Below are 21,804 nucleotides of genomic sequence, written 5' to 3'. Positions count from 1 at the left end.
GATATGATTATTATTCATGCCAGAATGGCAGTAAAACCTGAAAAGAAAGAAGAATTTCTTAAAGAAATCGATGCTGTTGTAGAAGGAAGCCGTGCAGAAGCAGGCAACAATAGCTATGATTTATACCAAGATCCGAAAGATGCAAACAGCCTTATCATGGTTGAAAACTGGAAAGACATGGACGCTGTACAAGCACATAACAGCAGCAGCCACTTCCAAAAATTCAGTGCAGCTGCAAAAGAAATGCTAAGCGCACCATTAGATGTAGATGTTTACCAAGGTGAGAAAGTAAATTAATAAAAAGGGATGACCGCTGCGGTCATCCCTTTTTATTTGTGTGCAGTGTTACAGAATTATTCATACTTGTTGTTAAGAATCACAATTAAACCGAGAAATTAGTACTAGCCTGTACCTATCAGTCTTTTTCGTTCGCTAATGCAACTGCTGTATGCCCGACCCTTTTTTGTTTCACTTAGAATGTGATCGGGTCGGGGGATTATGCGAGGGTGAAAGTTGTGTGTGCTGTAAACAATAAGGAAAGCCGCATTGTCTGCGGCGGGAATTACATATTAAACTTAGCGTTTAGTAACATATAATACGTTTCTTCATTAATTGTCTGTTTAACAGCTGCACCATTGTTCCATTCGGAAAACGAATTTGGCGTTAAAGTAGAGGATCCAGCTGTTGTCCGTTTCGTAAGTAAAGGAGACTTATTGAAAGGTGAAGCAGCATCAGTCTCGATTATTTTCTGAATATGATTTAATTGTTTTAAATCGGTAATTTTGTTTGCCTCTAAAAAACGATAACCTGTACGCCACTCATAATCACGATTTGATAATTTTAATTCAAGAATAGAAAACATATCTTTCTGTTTGATCCGAAATTGACCATTAGGAGTTGAGACTGTTTGTCCATCTAATGGGACAGGAGCAAGAGGAATATTCGCTCCAAATCCTGCATCTACGATATATTTCTTTCCGTAATGCTCTAAAAGGATAATCACATGGGTGTTCCCGGTTGCACTCCATACATTTTCCTGCTGGTTATAGATGCAGGCTGTCAGCATGGTAACACTCCATCCCTCTTCTAGTAGGTAATAGTAAAGGAGTGAATTTAATTCATAACAAACGCCGCCTTCATTTCGCAAAAGAATCTTTTTGTGCAAATCTGTTTTTGTAAGCGGGCTTGCCTGTTGGTTTATTATACGTAAGTTCTCAAATGGTATTGCTTGTGAAAATTTTTCAAGAAAAATCGGCATGGAAGCAAGAGTTACTTCTTCCGTTAATCCAATCCGTTGTTCCAGTAGTGCTTTAAATAATTGCATACATACACTTCCTTCTAACCTTATTATAAAGATTCTGATCTTTGAATGCTTGCATCCTGCTCGTTAACCCTTTATACTTACAGAAATAAATATGGAGATAGTTTTCTAGGGTTCCGCAGCAGCAAGCTGGCCTGGTCCGAGAGAAAACACACAGTTCTGCTGTGACACGGAAGGATAAAAGCCTGGGAGATGACAATTCTCCCAGGCTTTTTTGATTGGAGGAAATGATGATGACAAAACAATGGTTGTATGTCCTGCTGGCCGGTATTATTGAAGTTCTGTGGGTGATTGGCTTGAAGCATGCGAGTAACTTTTGGGAATGGACTGGTACGGTTGTTTGTATTTTACTCAGTTTTTATTTAATGATGCAGGCGAGTAAGCATCTGCCTGTCGGTACGGTTTACGCCCTTTTTGTTGGTATTGGATCAACTGGTACAGTTATCGCTGATATGCTCTTCTTTGGGGAACCATTTCGGCTTGCAAAAGTAGTATTGATTACCTTGCTGCTGGCAGGAGTGATTGGACTCAAACTTGTAACTGGAGATAACCGGAAGGAGGAGAGTATGTGATGGCTTGGATTGTACTAATTATCGCAGGTTTATTCGAAGTATTTGGCGTTACCATGATTAATAAAGTAAATGATAAACCAACTGCAGCTAATATAAGTTTGTTCATACTGGGGTTTGCAGGGAGCTTTGGATGCTTATCCTATAGTATGGCTTCTCTTCCAATGGGAACCGCTTATGCGATTTGGACGGGAATCGGAACTGCAGGAGGTGCTATTGTTGGAATGCTTTTCTTTCGGGAGTCGAAAGATTGGAAGAGGATTATCTGTATTGCGATGATATTGGCAGCTGCAGTTGGATTGAAATTGATTGCTTAAGTAGCGTGGGTGTGTTTATGCACGCTCTTTTTTATGAAAACTATACTGATACCCACGATTCGACAAAATACCTCATTTTACCATTTTATAAGACTATTATAGTGGGTGGTTATTAGTCTATTACAATAACCGGGATATAATCCTAGCGAAAATTGTGACTTACTAATCAATTTCTGGAAATCGTTTCATACTTCGTTGACTTTAATTTTTACTTTCTTTAGGATTTAAATGTGAAGGTGAAGGGTATACATTTATTGGAATAGATACAACCTTCTGTAAAAAAAATAAAGGAGCTGAGTAAATGTCTGGACAAATTCGCATGACCCCAGAGCAATTACAAAACCACGCAAAAACATATGGTACTAGTTCTCAACGAATCGATGATGTTCTAAACACCCTATCTAACTTGCAAGACCAACTTCGCACAGAGTGGGAAGGTAGAGCATTCGATCGCTTTGATGATCAATTCGTTCAGCTAAGACCAAAAGTTCAAGAATTCTCTCAGCTTATGCTTGATATCCAAGCTCAGTTGGAAAAAACAGCGCAAGCCGTACAAGAGCAAGACCAAGCACTAGCACAAAACTTCGGTTTCAGATAAGCACCCATCTGGCTGCTGCGTAACCGTCGCATGAGACGACAGATTGGGCTGCATGACGCATGCGTTATGCAGCCCAATTAATGTAGAAAGACAGGTCATAATGGACCATGCTGTTTTACTTAGTGTTTTTTTAAAACAATAACAAAATATACAAACTGGAGACACCAGGAGTTGAAAATACATTGAAGAAGTTTGATAAAAGATGGATTTTGTTTCTAGTATTGATTGTATTGCTGGCGTCTGGTTTATCTTACCTAACGCTTCACCAGGAAACGACCAAGACTGCAGAACAGCCGAAAACACAAAATATGTCTATCGCACTCGTTAATGAGGATAAGGGATCTACTTTTAATGGAACCGAACTAGCCTTTGGAGATGCCTTTGTCAGTTCGGTAAGTGAGAACGAAAATAACGAATGGTTTGTTGTAAGTCGGGGAGTTGCAGAAAGCGGCTTGAAGAATAATACATATGACATGATGATTGTAATTCCCAATGACTTCTCAGAAAAATCGTTAAACATAACAGCTGAAGCTCCGGAGCGAGTAGTGCTTCAATATAAGGTTAATGCATCAGAATCTCCTCAAATAAAGCAGCAGGCAGAAAAGACAGCAAGTGATATCTTGAATGACTTTAACCGTCAAATCATTGACGTTTATTTTGCCAGCATCATCGGTAATCTGCAAAATGCGCAAGATAGCATCGGGCAAATGGTGAACCGACAGGCAGTATATACGAATTCCTATAATTCGAAAGTATATCAGCCGCTATCAGGTTATACAGATCAATTTAATAGAGTGAAGAGCAATACAAAAGCTTCCAAAGAGAGCTTTACAAGTTTCGAAGATTTATTAGCTTCTTATGAAGAACAGTTAGTAGATGAATCACAAACAGGAACAGATTTTGTTAATCAACTAGACGAAGTAGCGAAATTAAAAGAGTCAAACACGACAAATCTGGCAACCTTCCAAGAACAGATGGCGCAATTTAGCGAAGGGCTCACTTCTGCAGAGGTAGAGCAGCAGCTCGACCAGCTGGCAGCTACAAATGAGGCCATCAATCAACAATTTGCGGCCAATCGTGAAAATGCTGCAAATACATCAGTGATGCGCAGACCTGTCACATCGCTCAATACAGCTAACATCTATTCCGGATCTGTATCATTAAAACAGCAGCTGCAGCAATCATCTGAAAGAGTGGCAGCTTTACAGCAAGACATTGATGCCTATTTAACAGAAAGCAACGAACAATTCCGAGCTAAGATCGGTGAAAGAGTCAATAACACGATTGTGAATGAATTGGAAGAAGATTCGAGCCTGGATATTGTTAATAGACTTTTCGATAATCCCAATAGGGTAGCGAAGGATAAGATTGAAACAGCTATTAGAAAACTTCCTTCTATGGATCCGGAAGACTTTCAGGACGTAGGGTTACCAGAAGAAGGCAATTACACTGTTCAAGAAATTACGAATGTGATTGCAACAACAAACAAGTATTTGTCCGAAAATAATATGAGTTATAACCCTGATTCTGATACTTTAAAAGACGAATTCAATCGCTTGAATGAAAGGTTAACGGAGGATGGAGTGCAGGTAACAGATACAGTGATCCTGCCGGAAAATAAAAAGGAAGGCCAAATCTTCAGTTTAAATAAACCTAAAGGATTCAGCATTGAAAATCTGAAACTCCAGCTTCCAGGTGAAGGGGAGCAAGACTATACAACTAAAATTGTTGAAGAAGGAAAAGTTAAGCTGCCAGCAAACCATGAGGGCGAGTTCAAAGTTAACCTCACACTAAAGAAGGAAAAAGCAGAAAACTTTGATGTATTTAAACCTATCAATTGGAGCTGGGAGTTAGAGCAAAAAGATATTAAAGATGTGGACAAGCCAGACGAATTAGCATATGCACCCACTTCTGGAAAACTGCTCGCCTCTTTAAATATCAATGCAGAAACAAATTTAAACGCTGAGGATGGCAAAGCAGAGGATAACACGAACTCTACTACGCCATCTAAAGAGGATGGAGGAACAGAACCGAATCTGGATACAGAAAAAGAACCAAACAATGATGGAGAAGCAGACCAAGGAAACAAAGACACACCAGAAGATGGGCCAGGCAATGATGAAAGTGAACAACCTGATGGTCCGTCTGGTGAAGATAAACCGAATGATGATGGTGATGCAGGTGAGGGTCCGGGAACGGCTAATCCTGAGGAAGACAAAGAAGATTCAGGTACTGAAAAACCTGAAGAAGACAAAGAAGAACAAGAGCCAGAGAAGCTTTATATTGAAAATAACGTTATCAAGCATGAAATTAGCACATCTGTTGAAGATTTAGATAAAACAGCAGGAACGTTAGTGAAAACGGTGACGAATTCTGTCTCTGGTTATCAAGAGTTAGGAGCACTGTACGAAAGCTATTACGGCTTTGGTCTGCATGAGCTTCCTAAAGGTTTCGATAAAAAGTCTTTAGCTAGTCTTTCGACGCCAGATTCACTTCACTCCTTGTTTAATAAAAAAGACATAAAACAACTGCTAACAGACTATATGACAGGTCAAATCACGGGCAGTGTAGCAGAACAGCTGCGTACACCGACTGAAACATTCCGTCTGCAAGTTAGCAATTATCAAGAACAGCTGCAGCAGACGATTGCAAATGCTGATACGCTGACGAATCGAGTTGCTGCCACCAACGAACAAGCTGCAGTCTTGAACCAAAGTGTTAATCAGACATTAGAGGATGTAGCAGCATGGCGGGATCAAATGCTGGCGCTGCTTGAGCAGCAGGCAGAGATTCAAACAAACGCACAGGGCGAGCAGGAAGCAGTTCTTACGCTTAATAGTGAGTTCCAGCCGCTGTTAACATCAAGTCAAGCTTTGGCCGAACAGGCTCAGCATAATACAAATACAGCCGAACAGGTTTATGACACTTTTGAGAGTATCGATACACAAGCTCAACAAATCGAAGAAAGTGGTACTACATTAGTGAGTGAGGCGGAAAAGCTTGCATCCAATATGACCGATAAACTATCGGATGACCGTAACTTTACAGAGAACTTTACAGAGGTATTGGAAAATAGCCGAGTAGGGGAAAGACAGAACGAAAATCTATATGAATTCCTGTCCAATCCTGTTCAAACTAGTAATGAGGGTACGATAGCAGCACAAAGTGAAACGGTCTTTACGCCTTATTATCTCGTGCTGATCAGCTTTATTGTTGTCTTGTTTACAGCTTATGTTATTTCAACATTGCATATGAAGCGTAAACAAAATGATCAATTTGCATCAGAAAGCTCCCTATTTGCACAGAATGTACCAATTACTATTATTAGCGCCGGTCTTGGTTTGCTAGAAGGTATTGTTATCGGTATCGTATCAAGTTATTACTTGCCTATCGATGATATGAACAAGCTGCAAATAACGGCTGTTATGGCGTTTCTTATTACAGCTATGCTGCTTGCAGCAACGTACTTGCTGAGACAGCTGAGAATGATCGGCATGTTTATCCTGCTGGCGATATTCAGTTTGTATCTGTTCTTTACGGATGCAATCGGAACAGCAAGCACTGCTTTCCCATCTATTGAGAAGTTTTCTCCTTTGCAGTACATGGAAACATTTATGCTGCGTATTGTAGAAGGTTCCGTCAACTATACAGCTGCAATATTCATTTTGATTGTTGCCGCAGCAGCAGGGGCATTTGTGAATCTGCTGGTGTTCAGTCAAACGGACAAAGGAGTAGATATTGCCGATGAAGACCAAAAAGAAACGGTTTGATTTGGCGTTCATAATCATTATCTTTCTGCTGATACTTCCATTGGAAGTATCAGCAGAATCTCATTCTGAAGATAAAAATGAAAATGGAAGCCTGGATTTACAAATCGACCGTATCCAAAAAGACAAGAATGCAGTAACGGAGAATAAAGAAACAGAAAAGGAAAAGAAATTTCCAAATCTATTTAAATCGGACACAACTGAAGAAATTCAGCAAAAATCCGAAAAGCAAAAATCAGAATTGGAAGACTTGCAAGATACTATATTCACACTTGACATTGATGCACCAACACGTAATGAACAAGTGCAGGATTCGTTATTTACTTCAGACTATACTTCTGAGGCAGCGACTGTGCTGCAAGAATCAGATGAAACAAAAGAGGACTCCGGTAAAGGTGTTTTAATCTTCTTAATCGGAATTGCGCTGGTACTGTGTGTTGGTTTGTACATGCTGATGAGAAAATTATTAGACTAGGAGAAAGACGATGGCTAACACGAAACATGTTAATGTAACAATGGATTTTCATCGTGTCAGCGGAGAAAATTCTGTTTATGACTTACGTATTCCTACTCAATTGACGGTGAAGCAGCTGCTTCATCATGTGATGGAGACGTTACGAATTGAACAAAGCTACACCTATTCCACGATTAAGATTCTGACAAAGAATCTTGTCTTGGCGGATGATGACTATCTGAGAGACTATCCAGTAACAGACGGCGACGTACTTGTAGTCTTATAAACTGCTGCCATCTGTACTGATTGTGAAGGAGCCAGCCCACTATGAATGAAAAAAAGATAGAATTGGATAACGCCATATATAATCTGCGGCGAGAAAACCAAACAGTTCGAATTACACTACCGAAATCACAAACAGCTGTAAAAGATATTCGACAGCTGCATTTAATGCATCAGCCTTCTGAGTTTTTTGTACCGATGGAGGTACAAGATGATGAGGATAGTTTAGATTTTATCTACACTATTCATGATCAACGCAGAAAATGGTCTGAGGTGCAACAGCTGCTTCACCATGATAAGCTGCGTATTCTTAGCAATATTGGTAAGCTTAAACGATTCCTTTCCAGTCGAATCACGTTCTTTCTCCATCCAGATAATTTAGTTTTCGATGAGAACTTAATACCGCAAATTATTCATCGCGGTGTGCGTGAGACTGTACCCCCATTTGACATACAGTCAGAAACTTTCCTAAAACAATATAAATGCATGAGCATTGCTATGTTTTCAAAAAAGTATACATTTGACCAGCTCTACCATGGTTCTTTAGACAACGCAAATGAGTCAGATTTCGAAAAAGGTGTTCAACAAGCTGGAACAATCGAGGCACTCAGACAGTTCCTGCAAGACAGCTATGAAAAAGAACAGAAAAAGACAGATAAAATAATGAGCTTTGTTCCAACGAAACGCTTTCGCCTTTATAAGCGGCTGTCGATTGTAATGATTGTTCTTAGTATTTTACTAGCAGTTCCGCTTGTCTATTTCGCGCTCATTAAAGAGCCTTTCCAAGACAAACAGCTAGAAGCTTTTGAGAGGTTCCTTGCGGAGGATTACAACGAAGTCATTTCCACTTTGGAAAGTGAAGACCCAGAGAAACTCCCAAGTCAGACGAAATATGCCTTAGCTTACTCCTACATTCAAGCCGAATCTCTATCAGAGGAAGAAAAAAAATCTATTTTAAATAATGTAACGCTAAAAAGCGATCAAGATTATTTGCTTTATTGGATTTATAACGGGCAAGGTGATTTTGATGCTTCTTTAGAAAAAGCTAAATTTATCGACGATCCGCAGCTGATTATCTACGGATTAATTAAGAAAATGGAACAAGTGAAAAACAACCCAGACATCTCGGGAACCGAACGCGATAAACAAGTAGAAGACTTACAAAATCAGCTGGACAAATTGCTGGAAGAATACAATCTTGATCCTCTTGGTGAAGACACCGGAACAGAAGAAGCTGAGCAGGAAGCTGCATCAGCAAGCGAAGATCAGCAAAGCGCATCTCAAGATGAGCAGAAGAAAGAGGAAGAGAAACAGAAACAGGCAGAAGAAGAGAAGAAAAAAGAAGAGAAATAATGTCGATCAGCAATGGATGGCGTGCATAGAGAGGAAGAAGGAACAATGGCACATAAAATACTGCTAGCTGCATATCAAGATAAACTGCATAAATGCCATTTGCCGGCAAATTCCGGCCAAACGATAACCATTGGAAACAGCCGTAAAAACCAAGTAACAATAGCTGCGTTTACAGATGAATTGGTATTGGAATGGGATGGACATAACTTACATGATGGCAAGGAAGAAATCCCGAATGTGAAGCACATAGGGGAGCTTTCCTTATATGTAATAGATGAGCATACGTCTATTATGTATGATATTGCCGGACAGTCGAATCTTACTTTTGGAGCAGCTTCTTATAATGCTATTAGTAAAGAGAACTGGAAAGCAGATTTTCTTTTGATGAGAAAAGAATCGTTACCTGTCTTTGAATTGGATATTCAAAGCGGAGCTGTCTACTACAATTATAAGCTTGTAACGAATGATCAAGAAATACTGGTAGAAGAGGGAGACATCCTGTTTGCTGACGGTGTCTTACTAAAAGTAAGTGCAGACAGCATTGAATTACAAGCAAATAAAGCGATAGATACGTCACTAGTTGAATTGATTGGGCAAGAAAAGCCATATAGCGGCGAATATCCGGATTATCATCGTTCTCCAAGAATTATCTACCGAGAGCCAGATGAAAAGAAGACAATTGCTAAACCTGCCAATAAGCCAAGCAAGCCGAGTGAGCAGCTGGCAAGAAATATTATACCTCCGCTAGTTATGATTGCGGCCTTGGTTATCATTTCGTTAATACAGCCGCGGGGCATATTCATTATCGTTATGGTTGCTGTGACAACAGTTACGATTATTTTCTCGATTACTTCTTATGTAAAGAATGTGAAAGAGTATAAAGCAAACATGAAGCACCGCGAAAAAACGTATAAAGAATATTTGCAGCGGAAAACGAAGGAATTGTATGCCGCCAGTGAAGAACAACGGCATGCGCTGCAATATCACTACCCGGATGTTGAGGAAATCTCAGAGATGGCGGCTGCGACAGAGGCGCGCATCTATGAAAAGACAATGTATCATCACGATTTCTTAAACTTCCGGACAGGCTTAGGAAGCGTCGATGCAAGCTTTGAAATTTCATTTAACGAAGAAGAATTCACGCAAGATAAAGATGAACTGGTAGACGATGCTAGACATTTGCTGGGTCAATTCGATGAATTAAGAGATGTTCCTGTGATTACTTCTTTACGAAAAGGGCCAGTCGGATACATTGGACCGCGAAAGTTAGTATTGGAACAATTGCAGTTGCTTGTTATGCAGCTATCGCTTTTCCACAGCTATCATGATTTGCAGTTTGTTACTGTTTTTCCGGAAGAAGAAAAGAAAGAGTGGGAGTGGATGCGCTGGCTTCCACATGCAAGTGTACGTGACATCAATGTGCGCGGGTTCGTTTACCATGAACGCTCACGCGACCAAGTTTTGCACAGCATGTACCAAGTACTGAAGGAACGAAAGCAGCAGGTCGATGAAAAGAAAAATTCGAATGAGAAGATTTACTTCTCACCGCATTATGTTGTATTGCTTACGGATGAAAAGCTCGTCCTTGATCATACAATTATGGAATTCTTTAATGAAGATCCGAGTGAATACGGGGTTTCGCTTGTATTCGTTCAAGACGTATTACGGGCATTGCCGGAGCATGTGAAAACCGTTATAGATATTCGCGACAGCAATGACGGTAAGATTGTGCTAGAGGAAGGCGAACTCGTTAATAAAGCATTCCGTCCGGATCATTTTCCGAAGAACTTCAATAAAGAAGCCGTTTCACGAGCGCTGGCGCCACTCAACCATCTGCAAAATCTTAAAAACTCGATACCCGAGCAAGTGACTTTCTTAGAAATGTATGGTGTAGAGAAAGTAGAGGAACTCGCGATTCAGAACCGCTGGCAGCGTAACGAAACATATAAAACGCTGGCTGTTCCATTAGGGCTTCGCGGTAAAGAAGATATTGTACAGCTTAATCTTCATGAGAAAGCACACGGACCGCATGGTTTAGTAGCCGGTACAACAGGTTCTGGTAAGTCTGAAATCATCCAGTCTTACATTCTATCGCTTGCTGTCAACTTTCACCCTTATGAAGTGGCTTTCCTGCTGATTGACTATAAAGGCGGAGGCATGGCCAATCTGTTCAACAAGCTACCGCACTTGATGGGTACCATTACCAACTTGGACAAAGCGCAATCGATGCGAGCTTTAGCTTCTATTAAAGCGGAGCTGCAAAAGAGACAGCGTCTGTTTGGAAAATACGAAGTAAACCATATCAATCAATACCAAAAGCTCTTTAAGCAAGGAGAAGCGGATGAGCCGATGCCGCATTTATTCCTTATCTCAGATGAGTTTGCCGAGTTGAAATCCGAACAGCCTGACTTTATGAAAGAGCTTGTCTCAACTGCACGTATTGGACGTTCTTTAGGTATTCATTTGATATTGGCTACCCAAAAACCAAGCGGTGTTGTTGATGATCAAATCTGGTCGAACTCGAAATTTAAATTAGCATTAAAAGTGCAAAATGCTGGAGATTCAAACGAAATTCTAAAAACACCGGATGCAGCGGAAATTACCCTTCCTGGTCGTGCTTACTTACAGGTCGGTAACAACGAAATCTACGAACTTTTCCAAAGTGCCTGGAGCGGAGCAGATTATGTGCCGGATAAGAATGATGAGGATCATGTTGATTTAACCATTTATGCTATCAATGATTTAGGGCAGTACGATATTCTGACCGAAGATCTTAGCGGCCTGGAACAGAAAGAAACTGTAGCAAAAATACCTTCTGAACTGGATGCCGTTATTGATCATATTGCAGATTACACAGAAAAGCAGAAAATGGAACCATTGGCGCGTCCATGGCTGCCGCCGCTTCCAGAGAAGCTATTCGGACCGAAACTCCATCCGATCGTATTCCAAGATGCATGGAAAGAGCCGAAGCAGCCATTGCAGCCAATGATCGGACTGCTTGATCAGCCGGAATTGCAGCAGCAAGCACCGCTGACATTGAATCTTTCCAAAGACGGACACATAGCTGTATTCTCCAGTCCTGGTTACGGGAAGTCGACCTTCTTGCAAACCGTAGTAATGGATTTGGTGAAACAGCATAATCCAGAGCATTTGCATGTTTATTTGCTCGACTTTGGTACAAATGGTTTGCTGCCCTTGAAAAACCTGCCGCACGTGGCCGATACTTTCCTCGTTGATCAGACCGAGAAAGTCGGAAAGCTCGTTCGGATGCTGACTGGCGTGATGAAGCAGCGCAAACAGAAGCTGAGCCAATATGGTGTGGCGAATATAGGATTGTTTGAAAGAGCAAGCGGAGAGACCGTACCGAACATTTGTCTTGTAATTGATAACTACGAATCTGTTAAAGATAGTGATTTTGGTGATGATTTCGAAAAAGTGATTACGCAAGTAGCCCGAGAAGGAGCCAGCATAGGTATTCACCTTATTATCAGTGCAGGTCGTCAAAGTGCCATGCGTATGCCGCTACTGTCCAACATCAAGACACAAATCGCGCTGTACTTAATCGAAGCTAATGAAGCACGATCAATTGTTGGAAGAACTGAAATTGAAATAGAAGAAATAGCTGGTCGAGGACTTATTAAACTGGAAGACCCAGCCCTGTTCCAGACTATGCTGCCAGCTTACGGTGAAGAAGCATTGCAAATTCTCGACAGCATCCAAGGGTTAGCAAAAGAGATGAACGGCGTATGGGATGGCGACTATCCAGATCCAATCCCAATGATGCCTGAGGGAGTTGTGGACTTCCAGCAATTCAAAGAACAACGCAGAACAAAACGAATGGTCGAAGAGAAAAAATTACCGCTTGGCTTAGATTTCGAAGAAGTTTTGCCAGTTGGATTTAACCCCGCTCAACATGGCAACTTAACGGTCATAAGTGACCGTAAAGATGGGCTTGACCGTATGATTCTGTCAGTGGCGAAAAACGTCACACTGCTGAAAGAAACATACCAGACGATGCTGATTGATACTGCTGAGCAGGATTTTGCAGGTGTCGGCAGTGAGTTGCATACGTATGTTTCCGAGGAAGTCGGAATTGCAGCAATTAAAAATGAGATACTTAATGAAATCAAGCAGCGAAATAGTCAAAACATAACTGAACCAGAGTGGCTCATACAGATAACGGACTTACAGGACTTTATCGAACGCTCCGGGCTGACATTGGATGAAGTTACCTACATGATGGAACGCGGTTCAAAAGCAGGTATACATTTCATTATCTGCAGCGATTATACCTATCTGGGTATCAGCTATGAACAAATTCCCAAGTACCTTAGAAGCCAAGCAATCTTTGGGCTCGTCGGGATGCGCCTGGGCGATCAAGATATTTTCAAACAGCCGTACATTCGCCAAGAGCAATATCCAGAAGCGTATGAATGTTATGTAGCAATGGATCATCAGCATGTGAAAGTGAAGATACCGAACTAGAATCTCTGAATGGAAGAGGGGAAGGAGTGCCAAATGTGGGATTGGCTTATTGGTACAGAAAATGAGAGGAAACGAAACGAGTATTATGATCTTTACAATAAGTTAGAAGATTTGAGGAGAGAACATGACAAGCTAATCCAAGAAGCGGAATCTTCCTTTTCTTCTTATAAGAACAGCATGCCTTGTGTAGCAAGTGATTCAATGCCTGCCAATGATTTTCTCCCTGCTCAAGAGCGCTTAGATAAGCAGTTCTCCAATTATATGGACGAGGAAATGGACTATCGAAGCAGACTTGTTACAGCAAGCAATCAGGCATATGACCGGTATTTGTATTACGACCGTAAAGCAATCGAAGAGGCAAAGGAGGATTAAACGAATGGCTGAAGATGTTGTAATTGATCAAGAGGAATTGAGTAGTGCTAAAGAAGCAGCAGCGAAGCTCAAAGAATCGTTGAACAACACGTATGCTCAAAGTGAGAGTCTGCTAGCTCAAGTCCAAGGATCAAGTTGGAAAGGCAAATCGCGTGATAGTTTCCTAGCTTACTTGGAATTGCTTATTCAATATCATGGTGATCTGAAAGATGCAGCCAATCTGCAGAAAACAGCGCTGGATAACTTGGAAGACTATAAAGCCGACTTTTCTAACCATAGTTTAGTTAGGGAAGTGAAAAATCTATGAGCCAGCGGGAAACAGATAGTTTTCATGTTACCGAATTGTATTTGCTTGCTTCAGCTTTTGATGCAGAAGCTTTATTCGGACTACCTGACAAGAAAGCTTATCAGCTTCAAGGGGAAGATCCTTGGCGAGAAGCGCATGAACGTCTTATAAAGAAAGGCATTTTCACTTCTGAGGGTAAAATGACGAAAGATGGCATCGTTATTATTCAATCGCTGTATGAATACTTCTTTAGCCAAAAGTATGTTCGAATTAATAATTTGATGTTCGCATTTCGTGAGAAAGAGTCTGATGAAGTAATCATCCTGGCGGAGACAGAAGAAGCATCCTACAGGCTTTATATTATGGCAAAACCGCTTGTGCTTAAACTGCTAGGAGAGAGAGTTCCGCTTATAAACCGTGAGCCGCTGGAAGGAGAGGTAAACTTTTTAAGGCGTGAATTGTCAGAAGCAGATAAAGAAGAAATCAACCAGCTGGAAGCGAGTGAGGAAATGGTCAATATCGAGCTGTTCCATCCACGCGTGAAGCCGCAATCTGCTCGCAATCCGAATTACTATCAGCAATGGCTTGTCCTTACGAAAGCAGAGAAGCTGGTTATGGTTGATACGTATCAAAAGCAATATTACCAAGCCAGTCAACATTGGTTTTTAAAGCTGTTATTTGATGCTTTGGACTTTCCGTATCGCCGCCAGAAGGAGGTAAGGTAATTGCACGCATCACAAGGTAGTTCAACTGCTAGTATTACAATTGATCCAACGGAAATCACGAGTATATACAAAGCGCTGCTCGCCATTATGAACGATTTAGAATCCAACGCTCTTCCAGCAATTAACAAGATCAAGGATTCTAATTTCTACAAATCAGGCAAAGCCATGAAGGCGATAGAAGCTTATCCAGATGCGAACGATAAATTCATGGAACTGCAAGACCATTACGCGCGCATCTCAACATTGGTCGTTCACACACTGGAAAAGATGATAGAAACGGATCAAGCCATCGCCGCAAAAATAATCGATGAACTGGAGGTATAGCGATTGGATGTACATTATCGGAGCAAGCAATGGGAAAACACCAGGGAAGGTATCCGAGATTTCATTGAATTAGGAAGTTGGGGAAAAGGCGGCATTGATACAATGAAAGATGTCACCAAAAACCTCGAGGATGCCAGTGACGCAGTAAGAAGGAATGACCCAGACGGCGTTGTCTCCTTCTCTTACAAAAGTGATGAAAATAAGTACCAGCAGCTGTACAATGATTATAGAGTCTTGGAAAAATTTACAGCAAAGGTCGGCAATATTGTAGAAGATACCATCGATCAGCCTTTCTATGAAGACATCGATAAATTTGTCCATACAGTCCGTGATGCATCTATATCCAACTATACAACGAAAAATCACATCGGCGCTGTTGAAGTAAAGAGCATGCACTATGGGTACGGGGCCTATTCGGAATATGAGACAGAGAAGAAGGAAATCAACATAGACGATATCCTAAGCGGGGATAATTATTACGCCGATCAGATTAAAACTTCTTTTGCTGAATATAAGGCGGAAAACCCAGACGAAGATATCAGCGAAGAAGACTACCGAACTGCTGCGGTCAACACACGGGCTTTTGAATATGAATCTATAGAAGACGATCAATTCACAAAGGAATTTTGGATTAACATAGCCGCCCTTGTTGTTACAGTTGCCGTTACAGTTGTATGCCCGCCGGCAGGTTTCGTATTAGGAGCAGCTTATGCGAGTGCAGAAATGGGCAGCGCTATATCCGGGAAGGACTGGGCATCTGGACGGGAGCTGGATACATCAGAGCGCTGGGTGCGCGGCATAGCGGCACCTGTCGATATATTGCCGGTTGGAAAAGCCGCAACAACCTTCACAGGAACGGCGCGGACCACTAATAAAGTGGTCGACTTAGGGAGCGCACTGAATAAATCAAAACTGAGCTCCTCACTAGCAGGTGAAACCGCTCTTCAGACATCTAAAGTGAAACAACTAGTAGAAACAGCAGGACAGCAAACATCATCCAGATTAAGAAACGCCAGCCATTCTGTAAAAAACTCTACGAGTGTTCTAAAAAACAAACTCGGCGAAGAAGCAATCAAAGCCGCACAAAAGGGAGATGCGGGAATTACAAAAGTTCTCAATATGTTCCCGCAAGCTAGCTTAGCAACAGATAATGGCATAATGTTTGCATCTCCCGGTAATTTTAATAAACTAGAAGCAGGGACTGCGAAGGTAGTAGATAGACTTGGGTCGGTTTCTAAGGGTACGGGTAATACTGTTAATGATTATTTAGATGATATAATTGTTAAAGGTGATGTAGACGCCGTTAAAATGAATAAGCTTAAAAATGCTATTCAAAATAATACATTTAGTGTAGATGAGCTGTCTGAGATTAGAAAAAGAATGTTTGAATTAGGTATATCAAAAGAATATGATGAAGTATTAATTAAAATGGATTTTGGTAAGTATCTTCGAGGATTAATAGGTGACCCACCTACTGCCATGATAAATCCTCATGCACATCATATCTTGTTTAAAAAAGGACTCGGTCAAAAGCAGCAAGAACTGGTTAGAGAAGGTCAGGAAATATTAAAAAGGTATGGGATAGATCCAATAATTGGTAAGGAAAACTTGGTTTGGGCACCAAATGCTGTTGTAGGACAACATAGTCTTGATGCTCTAGAGGAAGTAGTAAATCGGTTAAAAGCCGTTGAATTAGAAGGCGGTGACCTTGACGATATTGTTGAAACTCTTGAAGAATTAGGTGTACTAGCTAGTAGAAGATAATAAAATAAAGGAGGATATGTTTTGGAACAAAAAATTATAAACAAAGCAATAAGGAATGCAATTAAATTGGGCGACATCGACGAAGTAAAACAATTAATAGGTGACGATAATGAAAATTTAAATACCATGACTTCATTTGGTACATGGTTACATATAGCTGCCAAGAAAGGACAACTTGAAATAGTTAAGTATTTAGTTAGTAAAGGTATAGATATTAATGCTAAAGGTGGTACCTTTGATGCTTCTGCATTAAATTTGGCAGCGGGAGCGGGGCATTTGGAAATAGTTAAGTATTTAATAGAAAATGGTGCAGAATTAGATGTAAGCTTAGCAAAAAGAAATCCGTTATTTGGAGCAATTAATGGCGGACATAAAGAAACAGCAGAGTATCTAATTGAAAAAGGAATAGATATTTCAATTAGATACTCTGGAGAAAATATTAAAAATATGGATGCATATGAGTATGCTAGGCAATTTGGGCAAACTGAAATTGCTGATTATATCAAGCGAAAGTTGGATGAAAGATTATAAAACTATATACTTTGGGAATAGAGCACTTGACTGTCAAAATGACAGCAAGTGCTTTTTTAAGGTATCTGATATAAGACTGGTGAAATAGAAAAATATCTTGATGAAGATGGTGTTGAGTACAAAAACGGTATGCTAGACTTTTCTCCATTTTCTAAAGGTGAGATTAAGTTAGAAAATATGACTAATGATCGAAAATCTAATTTTTCAACTGCTGATGAGGAATTAGCTAAAAAATGGAGTACTCCAGAACAAAAGTGGACAGCAGACGACATAGCTGATTGGAGAGAAGATAACAAATATACTTGGCATGAACTTAACGATTTGGAAACAATTCAATTAGTACCAAGTAAGATTAATAGCGTCTTTAAACATTTGGGTGGAGTTGGCGAATATAATATAAAAGTTAAGTTGGGAGAATAAATAAAATGACAAAGATTAATGATGAGTTATTTGGAGAACTTGAATATAAAAATAATTTCTGGCGAGGCGAAATGACTATTAAAATGTTTAATGTTGAGAGAAAAATAATATTGAGTGTTGATGCGCATGAAGATGCTGATTTTTCAAATATACAAAGAAATGCATTCCGTAATTTTATTCAAGATATGAACCATATTATGAGCGAGGCGGAGAAGGAAGTCTATGAGTACTATAGTGAGAATGTCGATGAATATAGAGAAATGTTAGAAGATGAATTACAAGCAAATAAAATTGCTCCTAAAATAGACTCTTTAACTCGCTTAGCAGAATTAGTGAAACCTACTGAGTTAATTGTAAGAAGAGTAAGGAAGAATGGTAAGAGAAGATTGGGGTTATTGTGCGATGTGTCTTGGGATATTGAGGATGGATTGGGTATAAAAATTGAAGATGAAGTTGTAGAAGAAGTAGGATATCAAGATATCGTACTATAAACTTATAGGAAAATAAGTGGCATAAAATAGAAGATAGCACTTGATTCTGAATTTGAGTATCAAGTGCTTTTTTTTGTAATGAGATTGGTTGAAAACAGTAAAGAATACTTATGTAGAATAGAGACCTCATGATGGCAGTGTCATCATGGAGTACCTTGTAATACTTTAACTAACGAAAAAAGTGCGAGAACCGAACGAGATGACATTTTATATGGTTGGGATACTTATGATACTGCAAAGCACTTAAACTAACGAGAATGACAAGGCTCGTGGCGATAAACAATGGTTAACCCAAAAGGATGCATTAACAAAACAGAACAAATAAAAATTAGGGTTGTTATTTTCTTGGAGAAAACCGTATAATACACGCTATTCGTTAAAAAGCGTTACACAAATTACAATTTATGTAACGGGAGGTTGGAAAGTTGAACGTTGCTGGGTATATACGAGTCTCAACTCAAGGGCAAGCAAGAGATGGATATAGCTTGAAATATCAAGAGGAAATCAAAGCGTATTGTGAAGAACTGACGGGTATTGTTTCCAAAATGCCAATGCCGTTTTTCCATCTACTTCTGAGGATAACTTCTTATAGCTAGGGTAATTGTGGCTCAATTGAATGTGCAGTTGGTTCTTTAAAGCACCTTGCGCCTTTACCAATGCATTTCTTCTAGTAACCAATTGTTGTATCGACCAAAATAGACCATGCGGTTTTGCATCTAGCAAATGGTTCAGTTTATACAACAAAATACATGCTACACATTCAGCATCCCAGCTATCATTCTTTTGTGTGGTCATATGGCATTTTCGTTCAGCGTATGAAAGAGCTGGGTTTACCTCTTTGACAACCTGTCCATGATCGGTTAAAAACTGTGCTAACGATCGTCCATATCCACCTACATCTTCTAAACCAAATACAGGAGTCATTCCTTCTTCTAAGTTTATCAATATCCATATAGTTTTAGTGACCAAATGATTATTTGGAAAAATAAATATTTAGGTGAGATTCCAACTGATGAAAATTATAAAGCATCAATTGATAAGTATCATATTAATTTTCCAGATAATCCAAATATATTTCAGGATATAAGCCCGAATACCCAGTCGAAGATATCAGCGAAGAAGACTACCGAATTGCTACGGTCAACACATGGGCTTTTGAAGGTGAAGCAGGACAGCAAACATCATCCAGATTAAGAAACGCCAGCCATTCTGTTAAAAACTCCACAAGTGTTCTAAAAAACAAACTCGGCGAAGAAGCAATCAAAGCCGCACAAAAGGGAGATGCGGGAATTACTCAATATGTTCCCGCAAGCTAGCTTAGCAACAGATAATGGCATAATGTTTGCATCTCCCGGTAATTTTAATAAACTAGAAGCAGGGACTGCGAAGGTAGTAGATAGACTTGGGTCGGTTTCTAAGGGTACGGGTAATGTAAGGCATTTGGATGATGTACCTAGAATAAATGAAATAGAAGTGAAATTTAAGAGAAATATAAAACACGATCCTGAAGAATTTGCGAGACAATTAAAAGACCAAGAAAAAGGGATGAATGAGTTAACAGTTGACGAATATTTGAGAAATAGAGAGAAGTATATTGCTGAAGGTAGAGCAATTGAAGGAAATGCTGCTCAAAAAATGGCTAGACAAGAAGCACTTAAAGATAAAATTACTGAACTACGAAAGCAAGGACTTTCAAGAGCCGATGCGACTAAGCAGGCTTCAGAGTGGATGGATACACAAGCTGCGCTTCACAATCCAGATCAAATTGCAGGAGGAAGGGCAGACAATATTGGTGGTTTAGGAGATAAAAGAGTTAATTCCTCCTTGGGATCACAATGGAAATATAGAATTGATATTGTAGATGAGCAAATTAGGAAAATGGCAAAGAATATGTCACCTAAAGAAATAAAGAATACTTATTTGAATGTAAAGTTGACCCAATAAATAAAGGGGGGCATTTTAATTGGATACCTTTGAGAACTTTTTAAAACATAATACAGTTGATGAAAGGATTATCTTAAAGTATAAAGATAAACTTCCTGGAGAACTGATAGAAGTATGGGATAAATATGGTTTTGGAACATTATTAAACGGTTTTTTAAAATTAATTAATCCAGATGAGTATTTGGATATTTTAGAAAGGTGTTATATAAGGTACGAGCAAGCAATTCCTATTTTTACGACCTCGATGGGTGATATTATAGTGTGGGAAAAAGATAAATATGTTAACTTGTTGAACTTTAGGAAAGGACTCGTTCACGTTGTTTCATCTGGCTTTGATTTCTTTCTTGATGATTTAAAGGATAATGATTTTATGAATGATGAATTAATGTGGGAACCATATCCTGAAGCTTATAGTAAATATGGTAGACCTGATTATGACGAATGTTTCGGATACACTCCCTTACTAGGTCTAGGTGGATCTGAAAAAGTGGAAAATCTAAAAAAGGTAAAAATAAGAGAACATATTCTTATTATTACAGAATTTATGGGGCCGGTTGAATAGAGTTAATCTCAAGATAAGCACTTGATCGCATTTAAGGTATCAAGTGCTTTTTTGTATGTAATATGATTAGTTGAGCGCAATGAATAATACCTGCTTGAAATAGAGCCCCCATGATGGCTATACCATCATGGAGTAAGGTTGTAATACTAACTAATGAAAAAGGTGCGAGAACCGAACGAGATGACATTAAGGCTGGGATACTTATGATACTGCAAAGCACTTTAACTAACGAGAATGACAATGCTCGTAGCGATAAACAATGGTTAACCCAAAAGGTTACATTAACAAAACAGTATAAATAAAAAACAGGGTTGTTATTTTCTTGGAGAGAACCTTATAATACTCGCTATTCGCTAAAAAGCGTTACATAAATTTTAATTTCCGTAACGGGAGGGTCAAAGTTGAATGTTGTTGGGTATATACGAGTTTCAACACAAGGGCAAGTGAGTGATGATATACTGTAAAACTCATGAGAAGCATTCTAAAAGAAAATCCATGTCTATTCTTATATGAAAAAAGAAGCATGCCCCACACATGCCTCCTCTCACAATGGATTAATCAATTCCTCTCTATTATTCCTCGGCGAATTAACTAACGTGGAAACGGGATACGCAGTCAATTCCTCTGAAAAAGGCTCTAGTATTTGCTGTAGTGTTTCTGTATCCTGCTCATTTCGATCCAGCCAAATGGCTTGTGAATTGGCTGGTAAAATAACGGGCATGCGGTGATGGATTTGTTGCATGAAGCTGTTGGCTTCGGTGGTGATGATGGTACAGGTGCAGATGCTGCTTCCGTCGTCGTCTTGCCATTTCTCCCAGAGGCCGGCGAAGGCGAATGGGGTTTTGTCCTTGTGCTGGATGCGCATGGGCTGCTTTTTGCCGTCTTCGGTTTTCCATTCGTAGAAGCTGTCAGCAGGAATGAGGCAGCGCTGCTTTTGAAAGGCTTTCTTGAAGCTGCGTTTTTCCTGGAGTGTTTCAGCTCGGGCATTGATCATTTTACTGCCGATTTTCTTATCTGGTGCCCATGGCGGAATCAGTCCCCAGCGCAGACTGCCTAGTTTGCGTTTTTTGCCATCATGGATGATTGCTGCTATTTGCTGGGTTGGTGCAATATTGTAGCTTGGCTCGAGTGATTCTATTTCCGAGACAGCGTCATATGTCCGCAAAAGTTCTTCCCAGGGCGTGAGTAGTGTAAATCTGCCGCACATGTTAAATCTCCTTTTTTCCTCCAGTATAACCT

The 21,804-nt window shown here is 39.9% G+C and carries 21 protein-coding genes, 3 pseudogenes and 1 riboswitch; of the genes and pseudogenes, 21 read left to right on the top strand and 3 right to left on the bottom strand.

Annotation, left to right across the window (positions count from 1 at the left end):
• The first annotated feature begins 3 nt into the window (after positions 1-3).
• Entirely contained in the window at positions 4-297 is a 294-nt protein-coding gene (locus CRO17_RS10770) for a putative quinol monooxygenase (protein WP_097042108.1), read from the top strand.
• Between the two features lie 265 nt (positions 298-562).
• Here the strand turns inward: CRO17_RS10770 and CRO17_RS10765 are convergent, their stop codons facing one another.
• Positions 563-1,324: an arylamine N-acetyltransferase family protein gene (locus tag CRO17_RS10765; protein ID WP_097042106.1), complete on the bottom strand. Its 762-nt coding sequence runs from the start codon at positions 1,322-1,324 to the stop codon at positions 563-565.
• A 94-nt stretch (positions 1,325-1,418) separates the two neighbouring features.
• Positions 1,419-1,515, top strand: a riboswitch (guanidine-I (ykkC/yxkD leader).
• A gap of 39 nt (positions 1,516-1,554) precedes the next feature.
• Here CRO17_RS10765 and CRO17_RS10760 point away from each other — a divergent pair.
• The 17 genes and pseudogenes from CRO17_RS10760 to CRO17_RS17740 form a co-directional block, all read left to right on the top strand.
• Positions 1,555-1,893 (top strand): DMT family transporter, encoded by a 339-nt coding sequence (locus CRO17_RS10760; protein ID WP_097042105.1) that lies wholly within the window; start codon positions 1,555-1,557, stop codon positions 1,891-1,893.
• Positions 1,893-2,207, top strand: a complete 315-nt coding sequence (locus CRO17_RS10755) for a DMT family transporter (RefSeq protein WP_097042103.1) — start codon at positions 1,893-1,895, stop codon at positions 2,205-2,207. Before CRO17_RS10760 ends, CRO17_RS10755 begins: the two co-directional genes overlap by 1 nt.
• Before the next feature lie 301 nt (positions 2,208-2,508).
• Complete coding sequence (locus tag CRO17_RS10750) at positions 2,509-2,805, top strand: WXG100 family type VII secretion target (RefSeq protein ID WP_097042102.1); 297 nt, start codon at positions 2,509-2,511, stop codon at positions 2,803-2,805.
• Between the two features lie 182 nt (positions 2,806-2,987).
• Positions 2,988-6,575: a type VII secretion protein EsaA gene (gene esaA, locus CRO17_RS10745; RefSeq protein ID WP_097042100.1), complete on the top strand. Its 3,588-nt coding sequence runs from the start codon at positions 2,988-2,990 to the stop codon at positions 6,573-6,575.
• Positions 6,550-7,047, top strand: coding sequence for a type VII secretion protein EssA (gene essA / locus CRO17_RS10740; RefSeq protein WP_097042098.1), 498 nt, complete (start codon positions 6,550-6,552; stop codon positions 7,045-7,047). The genes esaA and essA overlap by 26 nt, the downstream gene beginning before the upstream one ends.
• A gap of 10 nt (positions 7,048-7,057) precedes the next feature.
• The gene (locus CRO17_RS10735) at positions 7,058-7,312 is read left to right on the top strand and encodes an EsaB/YukD family protein (protein ID WP_097042096.1); all 255 of its coding nucleotides are present in this window, start codon (positions 7,058-7,060) and stop codon (positions 7,310-7,312) included.
• Between the two features lie 41 nt (positions 7,313-7,353).
• A complete protein-coding gene (gene essB, locus CRO17_RS10730; protein ID WP_097042094.1) occupies positions 7,354-8,661 on the top strand; it encodes a type VII secretion protein EssB in 1,308 nt (435 codons plus the stop codon).
• 45 nt (positions 8,662-8,706) lie between these two features.
• Positions 8,707-13,146: a type VII secretion protein EssC gene (gene essC / locus CRO17_RS10725; RefSeq protein ID WP_097042092.1), complete on the top strand. Its 4,440-nt coding sequence runs from the start codon at positions 8,707-8,709 to the stop codon at positions 13,144-13,146.
• A 33-nt stretch (positions 13,147-13,179) separates the two neighbouring features.
• A complete protein-coding gene (locus CRO17_RS10720; RefSeq protein WP_097042090.1) occupies positions 13,180-13,518 on the top strand; it encodes a hypothetical protein in 339 nt (112 codons plus the stop codon).
• A 4-nt stretch (positions 13,519-13,522) separates the two neighbouring features.
• On the top strand, positions 13,523-13,825 hold the full coding sequence (locus tag CRO17_RS10715) for a WXG100 family type VII secretion target (protein ID WP_097042088.1): 303 nt from the start codon (positions 13,523-13,525) through the stop codon (positions 13,823-13,825).
• The gene (locus CRO17_RS10710; protein WP_097042086.1) at positions 13,822-14,529 is read left to right on the top strand and encodes a DUF5081 family protein; all 708 of its coding nucleotides are present in this window, start codon (positions 13,822-13,824) and stop codon (positions 14,527-14,529) included. The genes CRO17_RS10715 and CRO17_RS10710 overlap by 4 nt, the downstream gene beginning before the upstream one ends.
• Complete coding sequence (locus CRO17_RS10705; protein WP_097042084.1) at positions 14,530-14,853, top strand: hypothetical protein; 324 nt, start codon at positions 14,530-14,532, stop codon at positions 14,851-14,853.
• A 3-nt stretch (positions 14,854-14,856) separates the two neighbouring features.
• Entirely contained in the window at positions 14,857-16,617 is a 1,761-nt protein-coding gene (locus CRO17_RS17745) for an AHH domain-containing protein (protein WP_245864773.1), read from the top strand.
• Positions 16,618-16,638: 21 nt separating this feature from the next.
• Positions 16,639-17,148, top strand: a complete 510-nt coding sequence (locus CRO17_RS10695; protein WP_097042082.1) for an ankyrin repeat domain-containing protein — start codon at positions 16,639-16,641, stop codon at positions 17,146-17,148.
• Between the two features lie 84 nt (positions 17,149-17,232).
• Complete coding sequence (locus CRO17_RS10690; RefSeq protein WP_281253824.1) at positions 17,233-17,568, top strand: HNH endonuclease; 336 nt, start codon at positions 17,233-17,235, stop codon at positions 17,566-17,568.
• A gap of 5 nt (positions 17,569-17,573) precedes the next feature.
• Positions 17,574-18,059: a DUF6985 domain-containing protein gene (locus CRO17_RS10685; protein ID WP_097042078.1), complete on the top strand. Its 486-nt coding sequence runs from the start codon at positions 17,574-17,576 to the stop codon at positions 18,057-18,059.
• A gap of 425 nt (positions 18,060-18,484) precedes the next feature.
• A pseudogene (locus CRO17_RS17740) lies at positions 18,485-18,583 on the top strand (recombinase family protein); the annotation flags it as partial.
• A 1-nt stretch (position 18,584) separates the two neighbouring features.
• On the opposite strand, the pseudogene CRO17_RS10675 reads toward CRO17_RS17740, so the two are convergent.
• A pseudogene (locus tag CRO17_RS10675) lies at positions 18,585-18,980 on the bottom strand (IS110 family transposase); the annotation flags it as partial.
• 30 nt (positions 18,981-19,010) lie between these two features.
• Here CRO17_RS10675 and CRO17_RS17735 point away from each other — a divergent pair.
• From CRO17_RS17735 to CRO17_RS10660, 3 genes and pseudogenes are all read left to right on the top strand, one after another.
• Positions 19,011-19,127, top strand: a pseudogene (locus CRO17_RS17735) (TIGR01741 family protein); the annotation flags it as partial.
• A gap of 405 nt (positions 19,128-19,532) precedes the next feature.
• Positions 19,533-20,003, top strand: coding sequence for a polymorphic toxin type 15 domain-containing protein (locus tag CRO17_RS10665; RefSeq protein WP_218839528.1), 471 nt, complete (start codon positions 19,533-19,535; stop codon positions 20,001-20,003).
• 19 nt (positions 20,004-20,022) lie between these two features.
• Entirely contained in the window at positions 20,023-20,565 is a 543-nt protein-coding gene (locus CRO17_RS10660; protein WP_097042075.1) for a T6SS immunity protein Tdi1 domain-containing protein, read from the top strand.
• 544 nt (positions 20,566-21,109) lie between these two features.
• Here the strand turns inward: CRO17_RS10660 and CRO17_RS10650 are convergent.
• Positions 21,110-21,772, bottom strand: coding sequence for an SOS response-associated peptidase (locus tag CRO17_RS10650; RefSeq protein ID WP_097042071.1), 663 nt, complete (start codon positions 21,770-21,772; stop codon positions 21,110-21,112).
• Positions 21,773-21,804 lie beyond the last annotated feature (32 nt).

Origin of the sequence: Terribacillus aidingensis (assembly GCF_900215625.1) — a bacterium.
Classification (GTDB): domain Bacteria; phylum Bacillota; class Bacilli; order Bacillales; family Amphibacillaceae; genus Terribacillus; species Terribacillus aidingensis.
This window is presented reverse-complemented; position numbering and strand designations above follow the sequence as displayed.

Bases quoted from the DNA above. Each gene is read 5' to 3' on its own strand.
- CRO17_RS10770 (WP_097042108.1), top strand. From the start codon at position 4: ATGATTATTATTCATGCCAGAATGGCAGTAAAACCTGAAAAGAAAGAA.
- CRO17_RS10765 (WP_097042106.1), bottom strand. From the start codon at position 1,324: ATGCAATTATTTAAAGCACTACTGGAACAACGGATTGGATTAACGGAA.
- CRO17_RS10760 (WP_097042105.1), top strand. From the start codon at position 1,555: ATGACAAAACAATGGTTGTATGTCCTGCTGGCCGGTATTATTGAAGTT.
- CRO17_RS10755 (WP_097042103.1), top strand. From the start codon at position 1,893: ATGGCTTGGATTGTACTAATTATCGCAGGTTTATTCGAAGTATTTGGC.
- CRO17_RS10750 (WP_097042102.1), top strand. From the start codon at position 2,509: ATGTCTGGACAAATTCGCATGACCCCAGAGCAATTACAAAACCACGCA.
- essA (WP_097042098.1), top strand. From the start codon at position 6,550: ATGAAGACCAAAAAGAAACGGTTTGATTTGGCGTTCATAATCATTATC.
- CRO17_RS10735 (WP_097042096.1), top strand. From the start codon at position 7,058: ATGGCTAACACGAAACATGTTAATGTAACAATGGATTTTCATCGTGTC.
- essB (WP_097042094.1), top strand. From the start codon at position 7,354: ATGAATGAAAAAAAGATAGAATTGGATAACGCCATATATAATCTGCGG.
- essC (WP_097042092.1), top strand. From the start codon at position 8,707: ATGGCACATAAAATACTGCTAGCTGCATATCAAGATAAACTGCATAAA.
- CRO17_RS10720 (WP_097042090.1), top strand. From the start codon at position 13,180: ATGTGGGATTGGCTTATTGGTACAGAAAATGAGAGGAAACGAAACGAG.
- CRO17_RS10715 (WP_097042088.1), top strand. From the start codon at position 13,523: ATGGCTGAAGATGTTGTAATTGATCAAGAGGAATTGAGTAGTGCTAAA.
- CRO17_RS10710 (WP_097042086.1), top strand. From the start codon at position 13,822: ATGAGCCAGCGGGAAACAGATAGTTTTCATGTTACCGAATTGTATTTG.
- CRO17_RS10685 (WP_097042078.1), top strand. From the start codon at position 17,574: ATGACAAAGATTAATGATGAGTTATTTGGAGAACTTGAATATAAAAAT.
- CRO17_RS10650 (WP_097042071.1), bottom strand. From the start codon at position 21,772: ATGTGCGGCAGATTTACACTACTCACGCCCTGGGAAGAACTTTTGCGG.